Genomic DNA, 24,902 nt, shown 5'->3' with positions numbered 1-24,902 from the left:
GCCGATATATATGTAAAAGAAACAATGTTGCAACAAAAGTAGTATAATTATTTTACAAAAGGAAACGCTTTATTATAAATATTAGGACTATTGTTTTATTTTTACAGAATAAACGTAATTTAACATGACTTTAATTAAATCAATATCTGGTATTAGAGGTACCATTGGTGGTCGTTCTGGAGAAGGGTTGACACCTATCGATATCGTGAAATTCACCGCAGCATATGGTAAAATCATCGTGAATCAAACTGGGATCAACAAAATTGTTGTCGGTCGTGATGCACGAGTTTCTGGTGAAATGGTCAGTAATTTGGTTATCGGTACCTTACAGAGTATTGGTGTAGATGTGATCGATTTGGGTCTTTCGACAACTCCGACAGTAGAGATTGCTGTTCCTAAAGAAAATGCAGGAGGAGGAATCATCTTAACGGCTTCCCATAATCCTGGTCAGTGGAATGCTTTAAAACTGTTAAATGCAAAAGGAGAATTTATCAATGATGCAGAAGGTAAGGAAGTATTGGCTTTAGGTGAAAGCTTAGACTTTGATTTTGCAGGATTTGAAGAGCTTGGTCAAGTGACTAAAGATAACAGCTATATGCAAAAACATATTGATGATGTATTAGCATTGGATTTGGTCGATGCGGAGGCTGTGAAAAACGCACATTTTAAAATTGCGGTAGATGCTGTTAATAGTACAGGTGGACTGTTTATCCCAGCTTTGTTAGAAGCACTGGGTGTGGAGACTATCTATAAAATACATTGTGAGCCTGATGGAAAATTTCAGCATAATCCAGAGCCATTGAAAGAAAATCTGACGGATCTTTCTAAAGCGGTATTGGAAAATGGTGCCGATCTGGGTATTGCTGTGGATCCAGACGTAGATCGTTTGGTATTTATGATGGAAGACGGTGATTTATTTGGAGAAGAATACACGTTGGTAGCTGTCTCAGACTATATTTTACAACATACAAAAGGAAATACAGTTTCTAATTTATCTTCAACAAGAGCGTTGCGTGATGTCACTGTGAAACATGGTGGGCAATATTTTGCTGCTGCTGTTGGTGAGGTAAATGTCGTGACTAAGATGAAAGAAGTACATGCTGTGATTGGTGGAGAGGGCAACGGTGGTGTGATCTATCCTGCATCGCACTATGGCCGCGATTCGCTAGTAGGTGTAGCGATCTTTTTAACACACTTAGCAAAATTGGGTAAAAAAGTATCTGAATACCGAGCAGAATTACCACAGTATTTCATGTCGAAAAATAAGATTACATTAACTCCTGAATTGGATATTGATGGTCTTTTGGCGAAAATGGAAGAAAAATATAAGCATGAAGAGCACTCTACGATTGATGGATTAAAAATAGATTTTGAGAACGAGTGGGTGCATTTGCGTAAATCCAATACAGAGCCGATCATTCGTATCTATTCTGAAGGCCCAACAGCAGAGGCTGCAGAATCGATCGCTCAAAAAATCATAGCGGAGATCGAAGAAATCATTAAATAAAGTAATTTACACTAAAAGCAGAGAGCCTTTTTATTGATCATAAAAAGGCTCTCTGCTTTTAGTGTATGCCACTATTTCCACATTCGTTAAAACAGTAAGGGAAGGAGTTTATTTTATTTTTGGAGCGTTTATTTTAAGAATTTCTTGAGGTCTTCGTTGTTTCCATATAACGCCAATATATCACCGTCTTGAATGATTGTTTTAGGATCTGGTATACCGTGTAAGACAGTGGAAACCATTTTATTTTCTCCGAATATATTTTTTTGTTCGGTTTTCTTAATAATGGTCAGGACCAGTATACTGAACTTTTCTCTAAATCCAATTTCCAAAATATTTCTACCTACATATTTTTTAGGCGCCACCGCTTCAATGATACTATAATTTGCATTCAGCTCAAAGGATTCGATAAGTCCATTCAAACATAATTTTTTTGCCCATCGTTCGGCGGTTTCTTCTTCTGGATGCACAATTTCGCTAACGCCAATAGCGGTAAGAACTTTTTCATGAAGTGGATTGATCGCTCTACTAATAAGGCGTTTTACAAAATGATTTTTACATAGTGCAGTTACCATTATATTAGCCCCTTCGTTTTCCCCAATTGCCACGATTACTATATCCGTATTTTTCAGCGGGAGACTTGTAAATGCAGTTTCGTCTGTTGCATCAATACAGATGGTATTGGTGATCTTATCTTTTAGCATATTGACCTTTTCCATACGGTTGTCAACACCCATGACCTCATTGCCTTGTATTGTTAATTTCTCTGCTAGAGATGCGCCAAAACTTCCTAATCCGATTACGATAAATTTCATATATTATATAATAGTCATTTCTTCCGTTGGATAACGGTAATTTGTAAATTTAATCTTTTTGAATACTGATACCAGTATCGACAGCATGGTTACTCTTCCGATAAACATAATCGTAATGATGACCAACTTACTTGCTGTACTTAGCCCCGCTGTGATCCCCAAAGTTAGACCGACGGTACTATAAGCTGAAAAACATTCAAAAGCAATATCTAAAAGATTCAGTTTAGGATCGAAAGTTGCAATTAGAAATACGCCAATACCAATGACCAATAAAGAAAGCGTCATGGCAGCAAAAGCTCTTCTAATAGTTCTTTCTGATATTTCGCGTTGAAATACCTCAATTCTATCTCTGCCTTTTGCTAATGATATAAAGTTAAAGATTGCCAATGCAAAGGTACTTGTTTTGATACCACCTCCCGTAGAATTTGGAGAAGCTCCGATCCACATTAACAAAATGATCAATAGGGTGGAAGAAAAGTACAGCTCATGAAAATTAATGGAATTGTAGCCAGCTGTCCGTGGAGTCGTTGCGGTAAAAAGGGCCGTTACGATTTTGCCCACTCCATGATGTGCAGCTAGTACATGATCATATTCTTTAATATATAGAATTAAAGTACCAATTACGATAAGTAAAAAAGTAGTAATCAGATTCACTTTACTATTAATCGTTAGTACCCGAGGAATGTAATGATCTTGTTTTTTTGTGATCCACATGATCATTCGGTTAAGAAGATGTTTTAAGTATTTGACTACATTAATAACGATCGGAAACCCAAGACCACCAAATACGAATAATAGGATTATAATTACTTGTAGTGGATAGTTATAGAGATAAGGAGTTTCCATCATCCCCAATGGTAATGTCGAAAAGCCTGCATTGCAGAAAGATGAAATGGAGTGAAATACCGCAAAGAAAATACGGTGCTCCCATTGTGGTATCAGCGTACTATCCAATGTTGTATAAATCAATAGAGCTCCAACTCCTTCCACGATAAAGGTGATCAATAATATTCGTTTTAGCATCGTAAATACTTCTCCGACTCGCTCGGCATTCATAAAGTCTTTGGTTGCTAATTGATTTTCATAAGAAGAACCCCCTTTGAAAAAAAAACTGAAATAACTGGAAAAAGTAAGTATACCCAATCCTCCAGCCTGTATGAGCATCAAGATAATGATCTGTCCAAATAGCGTAAAATGACTGCTGGTGTCCACAACAATTAGTCCTGTAACACACATTGCGCTAGTAGATGTAAATAGGGCATCTATGAAAGAAAGATCCTTATTGAGTGAAATGGGCAGCATTAACAATATTGTTCCACCAAGGATTAACATCATAAAACTTAATATAAAAAGCTGGGTAGGGGTTAAAGTGGATCGTTTCAAATAAGAGTGCTTCATTTCAAGAATTTGGAGGAAATCAGTCACAAATCTATAAAATTATGTCCAATTATACTTTTCTTTTTTAGAATATAAAGAGTTGCTGTAAAGTGAATACTTTTATTTCTATTTACATGGTTATAAAGTTTACAGAATATGTTATATTGTATTCAAAATAATCCTTTTTATAAGGTACGTAAGGTCATAAAAAACATATATTTTGAATAAATTACAAGAGTTTTTAAATCTGCATCAAGGAGAGGATCAGAAGGATAAGGTGTTAGAGAATGTAACGGCTAATATTTCTTTTCGTGGAGCTAATTTATGGATATTGGCATGTGCTATTGTGATTGCATCAGTAGGGTTAAATGTCAATTCTACAGCGGTTATTATTGGAGCAATGTTGATATCACCGCTCATGGGACCTATAGTTGGTGCCGGTTTTGCTTTGGGAACATATGATTTTGGATTATTAAAAAAATCCTTAAAAAACTTAATCATAGCGACGCTAGTTAGTTTAATAGTGTCGTTTATATATTTTTCTCTTAGTCCTTTTAAAGAAGCTCAATCCGAGTTACTTGCGCGGACATCTCCTAATATATACGATGTATTGATTGCATTTTTTGGAGGTATGGTGGGGGTTATCGCAATCACTAGGGTAGAGAAAGGAAATCCGATACCTGGCGTAGCTATTGCGACTGCATTGATGCCACCACTCTGTACAGCAGGTTATGGGCTGGCCATCGGCAGTCTATCTTATTTCGGAGGTGCTATGTATCTCTATATGATCAATTGCTTTTTTATCTGTATATCGACTTTTCTTATTGTCAAATTTCTAAAATACCCTAGCGTCAGTTTTTTAAATGAAGGGAAGAAAAAGCGTATTACAAGAACGATTACCTTGTTAATTTTGGTGATGATCATTCCTAGTTTTTATTTGGCATATGCTTTATTGCAACAGAAGAAGTTTACACAACAAGTCAATAGTTTTATCCAAAATGAACTTGTAGAAAAGGGATATACCTTGATTTATGAAAAAACACAGTTCAACAGTCGTCCCAAAAAAATCGAACTCGCTTTTTTGGATAAGAAATTTTCAAAATCTGAGCTAGTTGAACTCAAAAGTAAACTCGATCTATATCATATTAATAATACAGAATTGCTGATCCGTCAAGATAGTACTGATTTGAAGCGTGATATATTAGCTGAAATCAGTAGGCGTTCGGAAAATGTATCGGAAAAAGATATCGCTATTCAAAATCTTCGAAAAGAACTTGCAACTTATAAGTTTGATGATCAGGAATTAATTCAGGAAATAACAACGTTATTTCCAACGTTAACTCCTTTTTCGATCGGAAAGCAGCTAGCGGTGAATACCGTTGATAGTACCAAAATGGAAACGATATTATTTTATAATAGCAAAGAAAAACTAGATAGTAAAGAGCTCGCAAAACTTAAAAATTGGTTGAACATCAAAATTAAAGGTTCCGATATTAAGATCTTGAAGGGAGAGTAGCATTGAAAGTACTCGTCCAGTATCAACTAATGGACGAGTACTGTAGAGACAATTTTTAAATCGGATGTTTAGTCACCTTTTCTAAATTTGTTATTTACATATTCGTTAAATCTATATGGCACATTTTACTTCTGTTCTAAAAAAAGACGATGCGAACTGATGCTATTGTTAATCCTGATCTTTTAGATTGCTACCTATGAAAATCTCGTTTTTTTCATGTGATGATAAGGATAGAAAACGTTGATATTGTTTGAGAAAATCACTAATAATCTCATTTTTGGTAAAATATTGAATATCATATCCCTGACGTTCATCTCCAAAATAAGTCATAGGAACATGGGTTTTCATTGTACCGATTTCTGGTGCATTTTCTTCCTCAAGTAAGAAGTCTGATATTTCTTCAAGTTGGCTACCGACCCCACATTGAAAATCAGTCATAGCATCGTGTTTTATTTCAATTTCTACAGATGAAGGACTACTTAATATAATTTTCTCACGATAAAAAAATCAATAGTTGCATTATGCTATGGTTTTAACATTGATGGAGAATGCTTCTGATTTAAATGCTTCCGAAGATCATCTGATGCAGGCAGTTCAAAAACCTCTAGATCAAAATACTTAATAGCGGCAAATAGATGATCGAAAATATCGGACATGGTATCCTCAAAAAATGACCATTGTGTTCCTTTTGTAAACATATAAAGTTCCAAGGGAAGTCCATGTTCATTGGGAGCTAATTGACGAACCAATAATGTCAACTGCTGATGAATATCTGGATTTTGCACGGCATAAGCTTTAATGTAGGCTCTGAATAATCCAATATTGGTCATCCTTCTACCATTTACAAGAACCGTGGGGTCTACTTTGTTTTGTTCGTTGTACTCTTTTATTTCTTTTTCCCTTTTTTCTATATAAGGAGCTAAAAGTGCAATTTTTTTAAGCTCTTGGATTTCTTCATTGCTGAGATAACGAATCGTCGATATTTTGATGTTGATAGATCTCTTGATCCTCCGACCGCCACTTTCTTGCATACCCCTGTAGTTTTTGAAGGAATCACTGAGTAATGTATAGGTCGGTATCGTGACGATCGTTTTATCCCAGTTTTGTACGCGGACATTGTTCAGATTTATTTGTAGGATATCGCCATCGACCCCATATTTTGGCATTTCTATCCAGTCTCCCACGCGAACCGAATCGTTTGCTGACACCTGTATGCTCGCTACGAATCCGAGTATGGTGTCTTTAAAAACCAACATCAATATAGCAGATGCAGCTCCGAGAGAGACCAGAAATGACCAAGGAGAGTTGCCTGTAACTGCAGAAACAATAAGAGTTCCAACGACAAAGATTAGGAAGATCTGCAATACTTGGAGATAACTATCAACAGGCTTATCCAAAAATGCTTTTGAAGAACGCAATATATCTCTCAAAGTTTTTAATAGCGCATTTGCTACACCGTAGATAGCAAAAATCATCAGTATTCCGAGCAGTTTGGTAATGATATCGATGAATGAAGGGAACCCAATAAAAATATAGGGTAGCAACTGTTGAGCTATTGCTATTAGTATCAAACGGCTTAAATGGATCTGTACCTTATTTTCAAGTAACTTGTCATCCCAGTTGTTTTTACTTTTTTTAATAAATCCGGTAACGATTGAATTGAAAAAAAAACGCAAAATATAATCTAAAAATAGTAAGAGTATAAAAGTTGCGATTATGAGAAAGGTAGCACTTAAGATGTGTGCATTTTTGTCGTGAACTCCTATTGATTCCACGAGATTGAATGTCCATTGATAAATTGAACTTGTTGTTTTTTCGGTAATGTTAATGATGTTTGCTTTTTCCATATTAACAAACAAATGTACGAAAAATAAATAGTAGCGTTTTAAAACTCCTATTGATCATTCTAAATTTTTTAAATAAGTGTTTAATATTCAGTATTTTGCATCTGTTTTTCTCTTTTCAAAATTACTTTTGAATCTTTAATTATGGAAAAGCAAACTATAGACTACAATGGAAAAATGCGATGTAAAAAAGGTTTTCTAATTCCATTTGCTGGGACAAATGTGTGAGCTAAGTTTTCATTTTTTTAAACAATACGAGGGTACGATTGTTTAAAAAATGATAACACATCTTTAATGAACCGATTATAGATTTCAAGAACATGGAAACAATTGTTTTTTTAACTGACTTTTCTGTTACTGCTCGACATGCCTTCAATCAGTTATTGACTATCGCTAAACGGACAGAAATTAAAAATGTCATTATATACCACTCGCTTGCGTATTATAATAGCAGTTTTTATGGTAGTGGAGACTTCATGCTGCCGCCTCCTTTAATAGATGATGTTGAAATAGATGAAGTAAGGGGACAATTGCGTCATTTAAAGCGGGAGCTATTAAATGTCTCTCCACTAACAGATGTGAGCGCACATTACGACTTACTGACCGTGATGGATGGCGTCTTTCGAATTTCTGAAAATGACAAAATTGATCTGATAGTGGTTGGTTTGCGTGGAAGTGGCGATGGGGGGAAAAATAGTGTAGGATCGACAACCATTGATCTCATCGAATCACATGCCTTTAATCTATTGCTGGTTCCAGAAATGAATCCGGCACATCTTTATAAAAAAGCACTTTTAGCTGTAGATTTATCACATTTGCATGAAAGGCTACCTGTAAAAACGATATTTCAGATGCAGGAGCTCTTGAGTTTAGAATGGCATGTCGTCAATGTTAGTGTCCTAGGTCAGCAGTCTGCTGCTCAACTTATAGAAGAGCAGTCATTTTTACATTCAAGTTTAGACAGTCTTGAGCCTATTTATTCCTATCTGGAAGGAGAGGATATCGTTTCGAAAATTAACACCTATGTAGAAGATCATCACATAGACCTCTTAGTTACAGCACCTCGGAAATTAGGCTTTTTAGCCACTTTATTTCGTAAAAGTGCTTCTAAAAAGTTGGCTGTTCACACCCGAGTGCCCATATTGATGTTGGTTCCTTAGAGACAGTATTAAATGCTGCCGCTTTGGATACGAGAGCGACCCTATAAGGTATATTATACCTGATTTGATTTGCCATTATTAGAGACTAATCTCGCTATGACTACTGCTGGGTATAATATTCCAATTACGGACAACATCACTGATAGCATTCGGGCCGACATTCCGTCCGGATAGATATCGCCATATCCTACTGTTGTAAGGGAAACTAAACTGTAGTAAATATATACGGAATAATCCATGTCATTGTTTGCTAACAGCACATTTCCGGTAATCGATTTTCCTGTGTGTATGTTTAAAATTTCAAAAGCAAAAGCTCCCATCAAAGCAAATAACAAATACACATTTATAGCACCGATGATTCGGTACTTATTCGTATTGGTGTCCCTGAAAAGTAATCGAATATTAATAAGTATAAATTGACTCATATTGATAAGCCCTGCCAGTCGTTCGATCAGGTAGTATTCTTTTGGTGTATCGTCAAATCTGATCAGCTGTAGGATTAAATGAGCAAAAAACAAGAGTGATGATAGATAAATACTCCACCTTTCTTTACTGGAAAAAATTCCAATAAAATACAATACCAAAAATAAAACATTTAGTATGATGATATTTGCAAAACCTTGTTCCAGTAGAATAGGCATGACAAATACCATAAACATCAACATAACCACCAAGGTTACGAAACTAGCATCAGAAAGCCAGTAGTTCTTTATTTTATGAAGTGTATGTTTCAAAATTATTTTTTAAAAAGTATCGTCTCAGTCAGATCTTTTATTAAAGCTGTTCAGTTGATCTTTTATTACCGAAACTTTTCAATAAAAAATATCCAATTAATCCAGCTAAAACTGAAGAAATCAGAATAGATAACTTCGCTTCATTAACATACAAAGGATTTTCATAAGATAATATGGAAATAAAGATAGACATTGTAAAACCAATACTGGCTAATAATCCAATTCCTATTATATGTTTTAAATTACTACCTTCCGGTAGGCTGCTAATTTTTAATTTAGAGCAGATGAAGGCCATCAAAAATATCCCTAAAGGTTTTCCTAGTAAAAGTCCAAGGCTGATACCGAGACCCAACGGAGCTATTAAGCCATGAATCATTTCGCTTTCAATGGTAATATTGGTGTTTGCAAAGGCAAATATGGGAATAATTAAAAAATTGACAGGTTTTACCAGAGCATGCTCTAATCGCTCTAATGGTGATTCGATTGCCGTATCGTTAGTTGGTATCGTCATGGCAACCAATACGCCCGCAACAGTAGCGTGAATACCTGAATGGTGTATGAAATACCAAATAAATACACCGGGAATAAGGTACAAGTAGGGATTTAAGATATTTAATCTATTCATAATGACTAGAATAGTAAGACCAATTCCGGCATATATCAGATAAGTAATTTCAATACCAGAAGAGTAAAATAATGCAATTACTAAAATTGCGATCAAATCGTCCACAATCGCCAGAGCGGCTAAGAAGATTTTTAAGCTTGCTGGTATTTTGTTTCCAAGAAGCGTTATAACAGCCAAAGCAAATGCAATATCTGTAGCCATCGGAATGCCCCAACCAGAAGCAGTGTCTTTTCCTGCGTTTATACTCAAATAAATCAGCGCAGGAATAACTGCTCCACCTATTGCGCAGAGGATAGGTAATGAAGCCTTCTTAGGAGAGGACAATTCGCCTTCTACAATCTCTCTTTTAATTTCTAAGCCTACCAGCAAGAAGAAGATTGCCATTAAACCATCATTAATCCAAAGGAGCACGCTATATTTTAAATGGACAGCAGTTGATTCATATCCCAATTCCCAATCTAAAAGCGCCTGAAGAGATGATCCGAGTGATGTGTTTGCAATGATTAATGAAATAATGACACAGATAAATAATAGTATTCCGCCAGCATTACTAGATTTGAAAAAATCTTTAAAAACATTTAGATTAATTCCTTTTTACATAATTTCAATTGTAAAAGTTCAGTACAAAAATACAAATCATTGGAACCTCCAACTAGTAAAAAAGAGACATAAATACACCCTAGCGATTCTTAATTTAGTGAATCAGTTCCAGGAATAGTGTTTCGGAGAAACACCTAAATATTGTTTGAAATCTTTAAAAAAATGATTGTAATCGTAATAGCCTCCCTCAAAAGGTGCCATATTTAATGGAGTAGGCATTTCTCTTTCATACATTTCATAGGTGTATATGAAGCGTTGAAGTGAAATATACTTCTTTGGTGTAATGCCGAGATATCGAAGGAAATTTCTTTGTAACCATTTTTGATTTACATTTTCACCTAATAACATCACCAGTTGAGAAACCGTTAGATTGCCTTTATATGTGTCTATAACCGTTATTGAAGATTTCAGAATAGGAGGTAAAAAATCATTTATTTTTAATTGTTCAAGCGCGCTATTCCAGACGTGAAGTTTATCTTCTATATTATTCTTGGTATACATCTCTTTAATGATAGAAGACCATTTCGTATCGACGACATCTTCAAAACTGCATACGGTATTATTTGTTAGCGCAGTGCTATTGATATTAAAGATGGAATAAAATGAGGCCGGATTAAAACGAATGACTATAATATATGCTAAACCATCTGGTATTTCCCACTGCATATCTTTAATTATTCCGCAACATAACCAAACGGATTTTAATTTGATCAGGTCACCCTTTTTTCTTAATATAGTTTCATTCGACAAGCTAGGCATAAAAATAAGCGAAGGAATACCATCATTGAACAGGGGCTGGTTTTTTTCTAGATCTTTACATGGAAATACATAAGTTCCTAATATGTATTTATTAGAGCAATTTTTAGAAAGTAAGCTGTCGTTTAAAGAATGTTGTCTTTGACTAAGCTCATTTTTTTTGATTCGATTTAATAATTTTATTGGCATATTTATACGTTTCAATCTATTGTTAGATTACTTTGACAAGGTGGGGTATTTAATACTTATTTTATAGCAATAATCATACCCATAAGGGAATATCTAATGTATATTTTAACAAGGTTTGTTCTACTAAAATGATCAGTAATAAGAGTATTATACATTAATTTTTGTTCGCTTAATACAATCTGTTATTCAGTGTATTAATCTTTAGCATGTTTCTTGAAATTGGACCAGACCAACTTAGATAAATCGATATTTATGATACTTGAAAAAATATGGTTACATTGGAACCTTAATTTAAAAAGAATTACATAATGAGTGAATCGATCAAAGCTATTATTGTTGGAATTGTACAAGGATTAACTGAATTTTTACCCGTTTCATCTTCTGGGCATATCGTTATTGCTCAACAGTTACTAGGTCTTCAATTCGATCCTGAGGAAAATTTATTGTTTGCTATTGTTTTACATTTAGCTACAGCTTTGAGTACTATTGTAATTTTTAGGAAGGACATTTTGAAAATAATCAAAGGAATATTTCAGTTTAAATGGAATGAGGAAACAAAATATTCTTGGTATATCGTACTTTCAATGATTCCTGCCACGTTTGTAGGTTTTTTTCTAAAAGATACGCTAGAAGAACTCTTCTCCAATTTATTAATTGTGGGCATGATGCTTTTAGTTACGAGTTGTCTCCTATATTTTGCAAATAGAGCTAAAAATACGAGTAAGTCGATAGGTACTAAAGAGGCTATCATCATAGGACTTGCTCAATCGTGTGCTGCATTACTTCCTGGTTTATCTAGGTCTGGCTCTACTATTTCAACATCCATCTTATTGGGAGTTGATAAATCTGCAGCCGCACGTTTTTCTTTCCTCATGGTTTTGCCCTTGATACTTGGAGCTTCAGCCAAGATGGTATTAGATTTAAATATTGAATATCAATCTTTAGCATCTTTAACGATTAAACCATTTTCCTTGTTATTTGGATTTATTGCTGCATTTGTTTCCGGGTTGATTGCATGTACATGGATGATTAATATTGTGAAAAAAGCTAAACTGACCTATTTTGCTATTTATTGCTTTACAGTAGGAATTACAGTCATTACCTATGCGTTTTTTTATTCTTAATATTTAGCTACTTAAGTCAATAATTGGGCGTTAGAGCCAAATTATTGACTTCATGTATTGCGTATAGAAGTAAACTATGTATACTACCCTATGATATATAACTTACAAATAGTTTTATAAATAAGTTGTTTAATATATCGACAAAGAAAGCGCCTACCATAGGAACAATTAGAAATGCTTTATGTGATGGACCATATTTATCTGTTATTGATTGCATATTCGCTACAGCGGTTGGCGTAGCCCCTAATCCAAATCCACAATGTCCCGCACTTAATACTATTGCATCATAATCACTTCCCATCACTTTAAAAGTAATAAACATCGCAAAGAAGACCAACAAAACAGTTTGTAGTACTAAAATGATCAGTACTTGCGAAGCTAATCCCTGTAACTGCCATAATTGTAGAGACATCAGCGCAATGGTTAAGAAAAGGTATAAGCCTGTATTTCCAAGTACATCCACAGCATGATCATTGACTACATATGTTGATGTTCTATTAATGGTATTCCGAATGACAACCCCAACAAACAAGCACCAAACAAAATTAGGTAGTTCAATCCAAGAGCCTTTTCCATATTCATAGAGAATTTGACCCAATGTCAAGCAAATGGCAAACATGGTTAATGTTTCAATCATATTCCGCACATTGATTCTTCTTTTTGAAGCTGGACTTTCAAACATTTCTATAGGAAGTTCCTTTTCTTGAACTTCATTTGTAGGATTTATATTTTTCTTCTTTAATAGCACTTTTGCAACAGGTCCACCTATGAGTCCTCCCATCACCAATCCATAGGTTGCACAGGCCATAGCAAGCTCCATTGCTCCACTTATATGGAAAGTATCCGTTAGATTTTGTGCCCATGCTGCGCCTGTTCCATGACCTCCAGTTAGCGTTATTGAACCAGCGATCAGTCCATAGCTCGGGTTTATACCTAGCATTGAAGCTATAGATATCCCAAAAATATTTTGAACAACTATAAAAGCCCCTGTCAGAACCACAAATATTAATAACGGTTTTCCACCTTTTTTTAGTTTCTCAAATTCGGCACTTAAACCAATCGAAGTAAAGAAAAACAGCATCATGGTTGTTTGAAGTGAGGATTCAAATGAAAAGCTAAGATCCATAGTTACATGTAAGATGTAGAGAATAATAGCAACAAAAAATCCTCCAACAACTGGTTCAGGAATATTATAGTTTCTGAAAAAACTTACCTTCTTAACGATAAAAAATCCTAAAAGCAATACTAAGCATGCACAAGCTAATGTTTCAAACAATCCAAAGACCATAAATGTATTTTAAGTGAGTATTTTATATATAATAGAGCTTAAAGGTAGAGATATAAAATAGGAACTCCTATTTTGCACTTGTTGTTTTTAATGGTTCTGATTCCCATTAAATTTTCATAGTAGTATTTAGGAAGTTATGATCATCACAAATATGGATTATATTGAGCCTTTCTAAATACTTTAAAATTTGGTTGATTTGAAATAGATTTACTAGAAGATTTCTATACTGTTTCTGATAGCGGTTCATTGATTTTGGATTACGGTGTCATTACGTGACATGATTAAGTGGATTGTAATTGTGCTATTTTACAATATTGTTTACTATAATTGCAGAACGATGAAGGATAGAAAAAAGATCGAGATAAAAGATAAATTGGAAGTTCAACGGTTAATAAAAGTTGTCGATTTTGACTTTTCCAAAAATATAACCAGACCGCACAAGCATAATGGATACCTGGAACTGGTCTTTCTATCGTCGACATCAGGTAAACATGTCGTAGATGGTCGAGAATCCATTATAGAGACACCATGCTTACTCATCATTCAGAAGGATAACGTACATCATTGGGAGTTGGTCAATCCAGTAAAGGGTTTTGTACTCTTGGTAAAAGATACTTTTGTGAGCCAAAGTTTGGATCTTGAAATCAATAGATTGGTCAATACTATTGGTCGATATGATACGATATACTTTGATAAACCTGATATTTTTGAAAATCTCTTAAGAATTTTAGCTGTGGAGGATAATAAAATTTGCCAAGAAGGCTTGTTTAAAGCTTTCTTGGCAAAAGTATTAGAATATAAAGCCAGTTCAAAACAGGCCAAATCTACGCAGCAAAATCTTTATGACCGATTCTGTGACTTACTCAACAAGGAGATCAGAGTGGTAAACCACGTCGCTTACTACGCTTCTCAGTTGAATACGAGCCCACAAAACCTCAGTGCTAACTGTAAGACCAATGCTGATCTAACGGCTTCGCAGGTATTAGCAGGATATATCATCAAGGAAGCCAAAAGACTGTTGTTCTACACGGCAAATTCGATATCAGAGGTAGCATTTGACTTAGGTTTTTCTGATAAATCAAATTTTTCTAAGTACTTTAAGCGTTATGCAGGTATGACTCCTTCTGAATTCAAAAAACAAGAAAACTAGAATTCTTTTTCTCCAAATTCGCTTTTCGGAAGTTTAAATAACTTATTCAGTTTATGCATATTGAAGCTTAGATTAAGCAAAACTATATTTTTTTCATAAATGTAGTTTGTCGTGGTATAGAAGTCATGGGAGTAGGTGGTAATCCGTTGTTCGTTTACACCCCAGTCACCGAGTTCAATAAATTGCCATTGCAATTGAGCCGTGAGTGCTCCCTTCCAAAAAGCTTTACTTAAATTAAAGTTCGGTACGATAAATCGGGAATCCATACCCTGTACCGTGGGTTTTTCTGATAAATAATTGATCTGCAGTCCTGTACTCCAGTTTTTTAAGAAATCAGCTTGAATGCCGGCATTAATGGAATATACCCAGTCCTGATTTGTTCTGGTATCTTGATCATTTAATACCTGTCCAGAAATTTTGTAGTGATATACATTAAGTCCGCCATTTAGTTTCAGCCAAGAGATCAATCGAATTTCGCCACCGATCTCTGCACCATATCGAGAGGCATAATCGGCATTGGTAAAAACACGGTGGAGAATGGTATCTGCATATACGGAATTTACTCTTTGGATCGGATTTTTAGTGTTTTGGTAATAACCGTTCAAAAAAACACTTCCTGTTTTTAGTTTTTTGATCAGTCCAGTTTCAGTATTTACAGTGAACTCCGGTAATAATTCCGGATCGCCTTGTTCTAGAGTTTCGGAATGTTCCCGTTCTGGAATAGGATTCAGTTCAAAGTTATTGTTACGTTGCACCCGTCTGGATGCTGCTACTTTCCATGACCAACCGGATCCCAAATCGTGCATTAAATTAAAGGTTGGGTATAATTGATGGATAGCATATGGATATTTCTGATTGTTATGCAGTAAATATAAATCGCGTTGGTAATATTCGTACCGCAGACCTAGGGATAACTGGGTTGCTGAAAATTGCTGATTATACTGTGTGAAAATAGCATGTACACGGTTGGTCGCGGTTAGTTTACCGGTAAATTCTGGAACTAATTGTTGGTTGCTGCTACCATTTTGAGAAGCGTAATAGTCGAAACTCCCTTTTTGGTTATCGTTTCTTAGCTGGTAACCGGTCGATAATTCCTGATGATCAGATTTCCAGGTGTGCTGTAGGGAAAGTCTTAATCCATGAAGTGGATTTTTATACTTATTGTGGATCCACTGTACTGTATCTACATCACGTTCGATATTTCCATTTTTGGTTGAGCCATAAATATGAGCATATTCGTAGATAACACCCATTTGAAGGGAATTAGCGGTGTTGATTTTATATTCATAATTAAAATCAAACATGTAAAATTCTCCTTGTTTATTCTGGAGATTAGAATTGAAATAGTCTGTTCGTGCTATTTCCTCTCCGGTAGATGGACGGATGGTCCTGTTATTATAGTAAATATCGGCAAGTCGATCTTGAAATTTTCGGGAAGCTAGTATACCTAAGCTCACAGCATGTTTGTCGGATAGATCATAAGTACCATTCAACCTAATGCCAAAGTTGTATTTATCAAAACTTCTTTCACCTTTTGAAGGGAAAAAGGTCTGACGGTCTCCAATGACTGTATTGACATCACCTTCCCGAAATCCAGCATTGTCATTTCTGAGATAATTTGCAGCAGCATTTAATGCTAATTTTTTCTTATTGTATTGGAAACCAATGTCGCCTCCAAAACGCTTTTGCGGTTCACGATTATTATAGTCATCTATACTCGGTAAACCGGCTTGAAGATTGACTAACCAGGAAAATCCAGCGACAGTAGATTTTTTTGTTTTTAGATTGATGATGCCACCTTTGCCATCCGGATCAAACTGGGCGGTGGGACTGGTGATATATTCTACTTCGGTGACATCGTTGGCCGCTATTTGATTTAAGATAGTTGCAGGATCCAGGAAAGAGGGTTTCCCATTTATTAATACAATGACACCCGTATTACCACGCATACTGATATGGCCACTCGCATCAACCGATGCAGAAGGTAAATTTTTTACAATATCCAATGCAGTGCCACCAGTGGCATTTTTGTATTGACTTGCCATATACGCCTGTCTATCACTACTGTGTTTTTGTGTTGCTGTATTAGCAATAATGGTTACTTCTTGAAGATTTTGTCCAGCTGCAGCCAGTAATAGAGTTCCAATATGGATTTTCTTTTGGTCCTTGATTTCAATAGACCGGTGTATTTGTTTGTAACCGATGAATTTGACATTGATTTTGTATTTTCCCTTCTTGATATTGGAAAATCGAAAAGCTCCAAGTGAATCTGTCATCATTCCATCGATTACTTTGTTGTCGACATCGAGTAGACCGATACTGGCATAAGGTATTGGACTGTTTGACAAGGAGTCTTTAACCTGACCGGAAAGCTTTATGCTCTGGGCAATTCCAAATTGAACTGTTAATAGAAAGTAAAGTGCAATTAAATATCTAATCATCTGGCTTAAGTTTGCCCAAAAGTAGAAAAGATAAAAAGTTTTCCATTCTGGATTGAATATTATACCCTAATTTTTTCAAATGCACTTTTTTATGGAGCCATACCTCATTTATCATAAACTGATGTCTATTATCTTAATATTGATTTTTTACAAACATTCCGTGATAGGTATTGTTATCTATATACTTTTGACAACTTTAATCAAAAATTTTTCATAAAATTTAATTATATATAAATCTTCTCTAGGACAATATAAGTACGTCTGAAATATATAATTTGTTTGTTAATGTCGTTAACTATATGTGTTGTTAATAAAAACGATACTTAACATTAAATTAATATACGGGTCATCTTTTGTTCATACCTTTGCAAAAATAATAACTATGGACAATTATTTATATCTCGTAATTATTACGCTGATCACTTTAGGGATTATCGACCTCATGGTCGGCGTAACCAATGATGCTGTCAATTTCTTAAATTCGGCCATTGGCTCCAAAGCTATTTCTTTCCGCCTGATTATGATTCTCGCTAGTGCGGGTATATTGTCTGGGGCGGTTTTTTCAAGTGGAATGATGGAGATTGCACGAAGTGGAATTTATGTTCCAGGTATGTTCAGTTTTAATGATGTCATAGTTATCTTCCTAGCGGTCATGATTACAGACATCATACTCTTGGATGTATTCAACTATTTTGGTCTCCCTACCTCTACAACCGTGTCGATTGTTTTTGAACTCTTAGGAGCTGCTGTCTGTCTTGGACTCTATAAAATTGCAACCACTTCGGGCGATTGGTCAACTCTGTCACAGTATATTAATACAGAGAAAGCATCAGAAATTGTCGTCAGTATCCTCTTATCCGTATTATTGTCTTTTACTGTAGGTATGGCGGTTCAGTATCTTTCTCGACTCATATTCACTTTTCAATACGAACATAAAATCAAATCCTTTGGTGGTATATTTGGTGGTATCGCCTTGGCTTCAATTAGTTACTTTATCCTTATAAAAGGAATGAAGACAGTTTCTTTCATTGACAAAGCAACAAAGGAGTGGATTAACACACACGAGCTCCATTTAATATTGGGAAGCTTTGTGCTGTTCACTATTTTTAGTTTTATCCTGATCAGGTTAAAGATTAACATTCTTAAAGTTATCATCGGTATTGGTACATTCGCCTTAGCGCTATCTTTTGCGGGGAATGATCTGGTCAACTTTATCGGCGTACCGGTAGCAGCTATTCAGGCCATCGGTTTCTTTCAGGCATCTGGCGGCAATCCGGACACCTATATGATGTCAGAATTAGCTTCTGCAGATATCGTTGCCCCAGCTTGGATTTTATTTATCGCAGGAGCTATCATGATGATTACGCTATGGACTTCCAAAAAAGCAAAGACCGTTATCGAAACGGAGATGAGTTTAAGCAGTCAAGACGGCGGTTCCGAAAAATTTGAGCCTAATACCTTATCACGTTGGATAGTACGCGGCTTTGTAAATATTGGAGGAGCGATCAGCTATCTGATGCCACGTACACTACGATCACGTTTAGATAGCCGTTTCGAAAATACTTCCTTAGGCAAAAAGAATAAGGAAGAAGAGCCGATGTTTGATATGGTGCGCGCCTCTGTCAACCTGATGGTGGCCAGTAGTCTTATCGCTTTAGGTACATCCATGAAACTCCCATTATCTACGACCTATGTTACATTTATGGTCGCTATGGGTACGGCTTTTGCCGATAGAGCCTGGGATAGAGAAAGTGCGGTATATCGTGTATCTGGTGTATTCCACGTTATAGGAGGATGGTTCCTTACTGCTGCTACAGCTTTTGCTGGTGCATTTATGATCGCTTACCTACTTAAAATTGGTGGTATCATTACCTTTGTAGGTGCATTAATCTTCTTAGCGGTGCTCTTGGTATATAACGCTAAAAGCCACAAAAAGAAAGTTGCGGTACAAGCAGAGCGCAAACTGAAACTCGGCAGAGAAGATATCTATACCCTGCAGCAGGTTTCCGATGCTAGTGCCGATCAGATAAGCGAAGTTTTTGCCAAGTCAAATATCTTCTATAAAGAAATTGTGGACGGCCTGATCAAAAACGATTTGACAAGTCTTTCCATGAACAAAAAAATGATTAAGAGATTCTTGCGCGATTTGGACTCGACTAACGACAATCTCTACAACTTCATTCGCAACCTAGATGATACATCGGTAAAAGGGAGTCGGTTCTACATTATTTCCTTAGGCTACCTACAAGATATCGTGGAGAACCTTTACGTTATTGCGGGCAATGCACACAATCATGTCGATAATAACCATAAACTGCTTAAGGAATATCAAGGCAATGATCTGAGGCAGGTTGCCAATGAGCTTGGTAACTGGTATGCCGAAGTATATAATCTATATAAGCGCCGTGACTTCTTAAAGCTTGATTCAACGATGAAGCAACGCGATCAGCTACAGAAAGTCATTAACAATCTTTTAGACAAGCAGATTGACCACATCCGGACGACTGAAAATAGTCCGAAGAACAGTAAATTGTACTTCTCTATTTTGTTAGAGACAAACGAGCTGATAAGCTCAACGTTTAAACTTTTAAGATTGTTCAAAGAGTTTGAAGAGTTCAAAATCAATAATAAAAACAAAACTAGCGTCAACTAATCATCTAAAGCCCGATATATTATCGGGCTTTTTATTTGAAATGATTGCTACTTCTCCTATGTGTTTGTGAGGTACGTGTCTAAATAATTCCGCATTAGATGATAAATGTGAATTATTTACATTCAGATTTAGTATGTAAAGAAATATAGAATTTACAGTTAGCAATATATTTTTGAATAAGATAAGATTAATCCGTTAACTTAGATATATCCATACTTGGTTTGGGAAGGTTCAACTGTTTAATTTCCTGTTTACACTTATCGACCATTTCCTGAGTCATTTCATAAGTATAGTTGCCATAATCATCATAAGTAAATTTTCCGACATAGAAGAAGCCATACAGGTCAAAGAAATCGGATAGATCAAGTTTTGCAACCTTTGATGCTGTTTTTACAAAATTCAATTGATGTATTGCAGGGTTGTTTCCGCGATCGCCCATGACTTGACCGCCACCCCGTCTGCTTCTACGTTCTGGATTCTGTTGGCGAAAAGCTTCAAATAGATCGGGATAAAAATTAGGATTATGACCTTGATTTGCGAAGTACAATTGAAGTTGCCAGAAAGGAACTAAACGATTGAATACATCCGGATCTTGTAGGTAACTGATCTTGCGATTGATAATACTTTCTCTTGATTTTTTGTAATTATTTTGTGCCGAAAGACGGCTTTTATTGCCATAAGAAGTGGTGACATACAGAGAGAAAATATTGTTGCTCACTTCGCCCAATCCTCCCCAATTTAAGTAAGGTCTTAATTGATGCACGTGTCCTACTTCGTGTGAAAAACCCCAACATGGATCTCCTTTGATCACTCGGGCCGGATCTACAACTAGTGGCATCGCATTGCCCGGGTCTGTACCCATATAAGCGACCCCATCACCATCACGAAACATATAATAATTATAGTTTACGCGCGATAGAATTTTGTTTTCAGGGACTTTGTTATATTTAATAAGTCCCATAATCCGGTGCTGCCTGTAAATCAAGGAATCATAATTACTGATCAATTCGACACCTTTTCCATAAGCATATTTTTTGATATCGGCAGTAGGGTAGGCGATCTGAATGTGGCGACCTTTGGCATCTATAATCGGATACACAGCTTGATCTACTAATCTGTTCCAATCTTCATCGTTGTTTTTCGTAATATCAAAGTAACCATTGACTGCGCTACCCATAAAATGTACTTGGATTGCTTTCTCATTTTTAGGATCTTCAGAGAAATAGTCGATATAGGCCAAACCATCAAAATCTTTGACATCAATGATGTTGACACCATTCTTGAGTTTGAATTCTTGCTTAACAATGCCCCATCCTTTGGGATCTTTGGTCGGATCCATTCCTTCAGGAGCTCTGCGGTTCCAATTCGGAATGATCAATTTAACATCATGATCAGCAGAAATATGGTCTGCCGATATAATATGACGTCCTACAGGAAGATAGATGCCGGTCATGTTTTCATATTTGCTATAACCATCACCAATCATTAAGCTATGTCCCAATGTTGAGGGGCTGAGAATAGCTTTGTATTCAGCAAACCTATAAGTTTGATCGTATTGATTTTTAAGTATGGCAATCGCGACCTCTTTGACTTGCGGATTTTTGATTTTGTTGAGATCATTTTTTTTAATTCCTTTTCTGAGCTTAAGCGCTAAGGGGCTTTCAAATACTTGTAAATCTTGATACGCATCTGCATAATCTTTAGCAGATTGGGCATGTAGTGTTGTTGTCATTGCTCCAGTAAGCAATAGCAACGTGAGAAATTTTAATTTCATGATTTTGATTAGGTTTAATGAGCTAAATTACAGATTTGTTAGTATCAATATCAAGGTTACCATGTAAGAATGTTGTGATGATAGAGTAAGGTAAATTTTGGATACGCGAGAAAAAAAAGAAAGCCTTTCAAATTGAATTGAAAGGCTTTCTTTATCCTGTTGAGTTTGTTTTAATGTCTAGTGAGCAGACAAGTTTTTCGCTTTTTCTTCATCAAAATTAGCCTCTAATTCTGCTAATTTTTTCTTACCATAAGCTAATCGTGTGATCACAACGAACAATACGGGAACGATAAATATCGCTAATACAGTCGCTGCAGTCATACCACCAAATACGGTCCATCCAATCGTCTGACGTGAAATCGCTCCAGCACCTTTTGAGAGCATTAAGGGTATGATACCTAATATAAATGCAAATGATGTCATGATAATCGGACGAAGACGAAGTTTAACCGCATCAAGCGTTGCGTCGTACAAGTTCATACCGATATCGACACGTTCCTTGGCAAACTCCACGATCAAAATGGCATTTTTAGCGGCCAAACCAATGATGGCAACTAAACCAATTTGAGCATAGATATTATTATCCAACGTAGGAATCAAAGTTAACGTTAAAATCGCTCCAAACACCCCAAGAGGTACCGATAGTAAAATCGAGAATGGCACAGACCAACTTTCGTAGAGTGCAGCCAATAATAAGAATACAAACAAAATACAAAGACCGAAAATCATAATCGTCATATTTCCAGATTTGGTCTCTTGTAAAGCCAATCCTGAGAAATCATACGAATATCCGTTTGGTAATGTTTCTGCAGCAACTTCCTGAAGAGCTCTAATGGCATCACCAGAAGAATAACCTGGAGCTGCACTACCACTCACCTCGATACTTCTAAAGATATTATAGTGATTGATAATAGCAGGGTTTTGTACCAAATTCCAAGTAACCAATGAACCTAAAGGAACGGATTCGCCACGACTATTGTTGACATATAGTTTGTTGATATCTTCAATATTCATGCGGTAATTTTGATCCGCCTGTGATACTACCCTAAAGTTACGTCCATATCTGGTAAAATCATTGATATACGATGATCCCAAGTAGGCCGATATAGTGGAGTAGATGGTCGAAACCGGAACGCCCATTTTTTTAGCTTGCTCTCTATTAACAGATAACTTGTAATTTGGAGTTTTTGTATTAAATAGGGTATAAGCCATTCCAATCTCTGGTCTTTGATTAGCTGCTGCTAAAAATTTACCAACAACGCCTTCAAAAACTTTGATATCTACGGTTTGTTGATCCTGAATCATCAAACTGAAACCACCAGATGTACCTAATCCTGGAATAGCAGGAGGAGTTACAGCAAGTACGCGAGCTTTGGTATAACCTGCATATTTACCCATGATACCACCTGTAATTTGATTTGCTGTACGTGCTCTTTCACCCCAAGGTTTTAACGAAACGAAGACCGTTGCTACGTTTGGTTGGAAAGCACGGTTCAAAATATTAATACCTGCAATGGCGGTAATATCTTTTATCTCCGGATAATCTTTACGTAACTCTTGTTCTACTTCATGTAGAATTTCTTTTGTACGAGTTGAAGAGGATCCCTCTGGAAGAGTGATACCAGCGAAGAACATACCATTGTCTTCACCAGGGATAAATCCAGTTGGTTTTTTGTTGAACATATATCCTGTACCGATGAAGATACAGAGTAAAATGATAAGCGCCATAGGTGCTTTTTTGATACAATATCTGACACCGCGTGAATATTTGTTCGTTACTCTTTCGAACCAGATGTTAAACTTGTAAAAGAACTTGTTGAGCCCTTTCGCTTCCGAGTGAACTGCTGTTGGTCTTAACATGATCGAACATAAAGCTGGAGTCAAAGACAAGGCAATAAATGCCGATAACATAACCGATACGGCAATGGTAATGGAGAATTGTTGGTACAATTGTCCCACCATACCCGGGATAAACCCTACGGGTACGAATACAGCCGAAAGAATCAAAGCAATCGCAATAACGGGAGCAGTAATGTCTTTCATGGCGCGACGTGTTGCATCTGCTGCTGACATTTTATAATGGTCAATATAATGCTGTACCGCCTCGACGACCACAATCGCGTCATCCACCACGATTCCAATCGCAAGTACGAATGCCAGTAAAGTCAAGTTATTGATCGAGAAACCAAACAATAAGAAGAAAATAAAAGTACCTACAATAGATACAGGGATCGCTAATACCGGAATTAGAGTTGCTCTCCATGATTGTAGGAAGAAAAATACCACTAATGTTACCAATAGTAAGGCTTCGATCAAGGTATGGATAACGGATTCGATAGAAGCATTTACAACGGAAATGGTTTCATAACCTACGACATAATCAACATCATCAGGAAATGATTTTTTCAAACGTTCCAATGCGGAATAGATACCTTCTGCCGATTGAACAGCATTACCTCCTGGCGTTTGAGATACCATCATACCCGAAGATGTCATCCCATTTACACGTGTACTGGTCGCATAACTAAATTGACCTAATTCAACTCGGGCTACATCTTTTAATAAAACAATCGATCCATCCGTATTTGATTTCACAATAATATCTTCAAAATCTTCTACTGAAGATAAATCGGAATCCGTGATCACCGGATATTCAAATACCTGATCCGATTTTTGAGGAGAAGAACCTACTGATCCTCCCGGGATTCTTAAGTTTTGTTCACCAATAGCTGCAGATACATCAGCAGGAGTTAGTCTTAAACTGGTTAATTTATTTGCATCTAACCACACACGCATGGAGAATGGTTGCCCAAATGCGGTCACCTCACCAACACCATTGACACGTAATAATGCATCTTTAATGTATAAATTGGCATAGTTATCTAAAAATTTTGCATCACGTGTACCCTTTGGAGATACCAGAGAAACCAACATCAAGATATCGGTATTTGCTTTACGCGTTGTAACTCCTAGACGTTTAACGGCCTCAGGTAGTGCAGGTTCGGCAATACCGACACGGTTTTGTACATCCAGTGTCGCAATATCAATATCAGTACCTACTTCAAAGGTTACTGTAATCTGTGATTGACCATTTGATGTACTATTAGAAGACATGTAAAGCATGCCTGGAGTACCATTAATTTGACTCTCGATTGGAGTCGTTACTGTCTGTTCGACAGTTTGGGCATCCGCTCCCGTATAGTTCGCTGTGACCGATACGGTTGGCGGCGCTACAGATGGATACTGACTGATCGGCAAAGACACAATTGAAATTCCTCCTACGATCAAAATCAATAGGGAAATAACAATGGCTGTGACGGGTCTTTTTATAAAAACTTCTGAAATCATATGT

General features: G+C 36.3%; 17 protein-coding genes. 6 read left to right on the top strand and 11 right to left on the bottom strand.

Annotation, left to right across the window (positions count from 1 at the left end; genetic code table 11):
* The first annotated feature begins 124 nt into the window (after positions 1–124).
* On the top strand, positions 125–1,507 hold the full coding sequence (glmM, locus tag AC06G9_RS14665) for a phosphoglucosamine mutase (RefSeq protein ID WP_045752976.1): 1,383 nt from the start codon (positions 125–127) through the stop codon (positions 1,505–1,507).
* Positions 1,508–1,635: 128 nt separating this feature from the next.
* Here glmM and AC06G9_RS14660 read toward each other — a convergent pair whose 3' ends face one another.
* Entirely contained in the window at positions 1,636–2,319 is a 684-nt protein-coding gene (locus tag AC06G9_RS14660; protein WP_045752975.1) for a potassium channel family protein, read from the bottom strand.
* 3 nt (positions 2,320–2,322) lie between these two features.
* On the bottom strand, positions 2,323–3,717 hold the full coding sequence (locus tag AC06G9_RS14655) for a TrkH family potassium uptake protein (protein ID WP_480956572.1): 1,395 nt from the start codon (positions 3,715–3,717) through the stop codon (positions 2,323–2,325).
* A gap of 199 nt (positions 3,718–3,916) precedes the next feature.
* Between AC06G9_RS14655 and AC06G9_RS14650 the strand changes: the two genes are divergently transcribed.
* Positions 3,917–5,212 carry a DUF389 domain-containing protein gene (locus AC06G9_RS14650; protein ID WP_248753259.1) on the top strand — a complete coding sequence of 432 codons (1,296 nt, stop codon included), beginning with the start codon at positions 3,917–3,919 and terminating at the stop codon, positions 5,210–5,212.
* Between the two features lie 168 nt (positions 5,213–5,380).
* On the opposite strand, the gene AC06G9_RS14645 is transcribed toward AC06G9_RS14650, so the two are convergent.
* Entirely contained in the window at positions 5,381–5,650 is a 270-nt protein-coding gene (locus AC06G9_RS14645) for a hypothetical protein (RefSeq protein ID WP_480956571.1), read from the bottom strand.
* Between the two features lie 86 nt (positions 5,651–5,736).
* The gene (locus AC06G9_RS14640; RefSeq protein WP_260948937.1) at positions 5,737–7,059 is read right to left on the bottom strand and encodes a mechanosensitive ion channel family protein; all 1,323 of its coding nucleotides are present in this window, start codon (positions 7,057–7,059) and stop codon (positions 5,737–5,739) included.
* 317 nt (positions 7,060–7,376) lie between these two features.
* Here AC06G9_RS14640 and AC06G9_RS14635 point away from each other — a divergent pair, with 317 nt between their 5' ends.
* Positions 7,377–8,216, top strand: coding sequence for a universal stress protein (locus tag AC06G9_RS14635; protein ID WP_293927571.1), 840 nt, complete (start codon positions 7,377–7,379; stop codon positions 8,214–8,216).
* 53 nt (positions 8,217–8,269) lie between these two features.
* Here the strand turns inward: AC06G9_RS14635 and AC06G9_RS14630 are convergent, their stop codons facing one another.
* From AC06G9_RS14630 to AC06G9_RS14620, 3 genes are all read right to left on the bottom strand, one after another.
* Complete coding sequence (locus tag AC06G9_RS14630) at positions 8,270–8,950, bottom strand: potassium channel family protein (RefSeq protein WP_293927573.1); 681 nt, start codon at positions 8,948–8,950, stop codon at positions 8,270–8,272.
* Between the two features lie 40 nt (positions 8,951–8,990).
* Positions 8,991–10,163, bottom strand: a complete 1,173-nt coding sequence (gene nhaA / locus AC06G9_RS14625) for a Na+/H+ antiporter NhaA (RefSeq protein ID WP_480958191.1) — start codon at positions 10,161–10,163, stop codon at positions 8,991–8,993.
* 114 nt (positions 10,164–10,277) lie between these two features.
* Positions 10,278–11,120 carry a helix-turn-helix domain-containing protein gene (locus tag AC06G9_RS14620; RefSeq protein ID WP_248753266.1) on the bottom strand — a complete coding sequence of 281 codons (843 nt, stop codon included), beginning with the start codon at positions 11,118–11,120 and terminating at the stop codon, positions 10,278–10,280.
* Between the two features lie 308 nt (positions 11,121–11,428).
* Here AC06G9_RS14620 and AC06G9_RS14615 point away from each other — a divergent pair, with 308 nt between their 5' ends.
* The gene (locus tag AC06G9_RS14615) at positions 11,429–12,244 is read left to right on the top strand and encodes an undecaprenyl-diphosphate phosphatase (protein ID WP_281046944.1); all 816 of its coding nucleotides are present in this window, start codon (positions 11,429–11,431) and stop codon (positions 12,242–12,244) included.
* 88 nt (positions 12,245–12,332) lie between these two features.
* Here AC06G9_RS14615 and gltS read toward each other — a convergent pair whose 3' ends face one another.
* A complete protein-coding gene (gltS, locus tag AC06G9_RS14610; RefSeq protein WP_281046945.1) occupies positions 12,333–13,520 on the bottom strand; it encodes a sodium/glutamate symporter in 1,188 nt (395 codons plus the stop codon).
* 349 nt (positions 13,521–13,869) lie between these two features.
* Between gltS and AC06G9_RS14605 the strand changes: the two genes are divergently transcribed.
* A complete protein-coding gene (locus tag AC06G9_RS14605) occupies positions 13,870–14,682 on the top strand; it encodes an AraC family transcriptional regulator (protein WP_293927583.1) in 813 nt (270 codons plus the stop codon).
* Here the strand turns inward: AC06G9_RS14605 and AC06G9_RS14600 are convergent.
* On the bottom strand, positions 14,679–17,123 hold the full coding sequence (locus AC06G9_RS14600) for a TonB-dependent receptor (protein WP_293927586.1): 2,445 nt from the start codon (positions 17,121–17,123) through the stop codon (positions 14,679–14,681). The genes AC06G9_RS14605 and AC06G9_RS14600 overlap by 4 nt on opposite strands.
* Positions 17,124–17,505: 382 nt before the next feature.
* Between AC06G9_RS14600 and AC06G9_RS14595 the strand changes: the two genes are divergently transcribed.
* On the top strand, positions 17,506–19,776 hold the full coding sequence (locus AC06G9_RS14595; RefSeq protein ID WP_293927588.1) for an inorganic phosphate transporter: 2,271 nt from the start codon (positions 17,506–17,508) through the stop codon (positions 19,774–19,776).
* Positions 19,777–19,963: 187 nt separating this feature from the next.
* Here the strand turns inward: AC06G9_RS14595 and AC06G9_RS14590 are convergent, their stop codons facing one another.
* Entirely contained in the window at positions 19,964–21,550 is a 1,587-nt protein-coding gene (locus AC06G9_RS14590) for a M60 family metallopeptidase (RefSeq protein ID WP_293927591.1), read from the bottom strand.
* A 177-nt stretch (positions 21,551–21,727) separates the two neighbouring features.
* A complete protein-coding gene (locus AC06G9_RS14585; protein ID WP_480956570.1) occupies positions 21,728–24,898 on the bottom strand; it encodes an efflux RND transporter permease subunit in 3,171 nt (1,056 codons plus the stop codon).
* Positions 24,899–24,902: the final 4 nt, after the last annotated feature.

The organism is Sphingobacterium sp. MAE (assembly GCF_056711605.1).
This window is presented reverse-complemented; position numbering and strand designations above follow the sequence as displayed.

Excerpts from the sequence above, each read along its gene's own strand:
- glmM (WP_045752976.1), top strand. The coding sequence starts at position 125 with ATGACTTTAATTAAATCAATATCTGGTATTAGAGGTACCATTGGTGGT.
- AC06G9_RS14660 (WP_045752975.1), bottom strand. The coding sequence starts at position 2,319 with ATGAAATTTATCGTAATCGGATTAGGAAGTTTTGGCGCATCTCTAGCA.
- AC06G9_RS14655 (WP_480956572.1), bottom strand. The coding sequence starts at position 3,717 with ATGAAGCACTCTTATTTGAAACGATCCACTTTAACCCCTACCCAGCTT.
- AC06G9_RS14645 (WP_480956571.1), bottom strand. The coding sequence starts at position 5,650 with ATGACTGATTTTCAATGTGGGGTCGGTAGCCAACTTGAAGAAATATCA.
- AC06G9_RS14640 (WP_260948937.1), bottom strand. The coding sequence starts at position 7,059 with ATGGAAAAAGCAAACATCATTAACATTACCGAAAAAACAACAAGTTCA.
- AC06G9_RS14635 (WP_293927571.1), top strand. The coding sequence starts at position 7,377 with ATGGAAACAATTGTTTTTTTAACTGACTTTTCTGTTACTGCTCGACAT.
- AC06G9_RS14620 (WP_248753266.1), bottom strand. The coding sequence starts at position 11,120 with ATGCCAATAAAATTATTAAATCGAATCAAAAAAAATGAGCTTAGTCAA.
- AC06G9_RS14615 (WP_281046944.1), top strand. The coding sequence starts at position 11,429 with ATGAGTGAATCGATCAAAGCTATTATTGTTGGAATTGTACAAGGATTA.
- AC06G9_RS14605 (WP_293927583.1), top strand. The coding sequence starts at position 13,870 with ATGAAGGATAGAAAAAAGATCGAGATAAAAGATAAATTGGAAGTTCAA.
- AC06G9_RS14600 (WP_293927586.1), bottom strand. The coding sequence starts at position 17,123 with ATGATTAGATATTTAATTGCACTTTACTTTCTATTAACAGTTCAATTT.
- AC06G9_RS14595 (WP_293927588.1), top strand. The coding sequence starts at position 17,506 with ATGGACAATTATTTATATCTCGTAATTATTACGCTGATCACTTTAGGG.
- AC06G9_RS14590 (WP_293927591.1), bottom strand. The coding sequence starts at position 21,550 with ATGAAATTAAAATTTCTCACGTTGCTATTGCTTACTGGAGCAATGACA.
- AC06G9_RS14585 (WP_480956570.1), bottom strand. The coding sequence starts at position 24,898 with ATGATTTCAGAAGTTTTTATAAAAAGACCCGTCACAGCCATTGTTATT.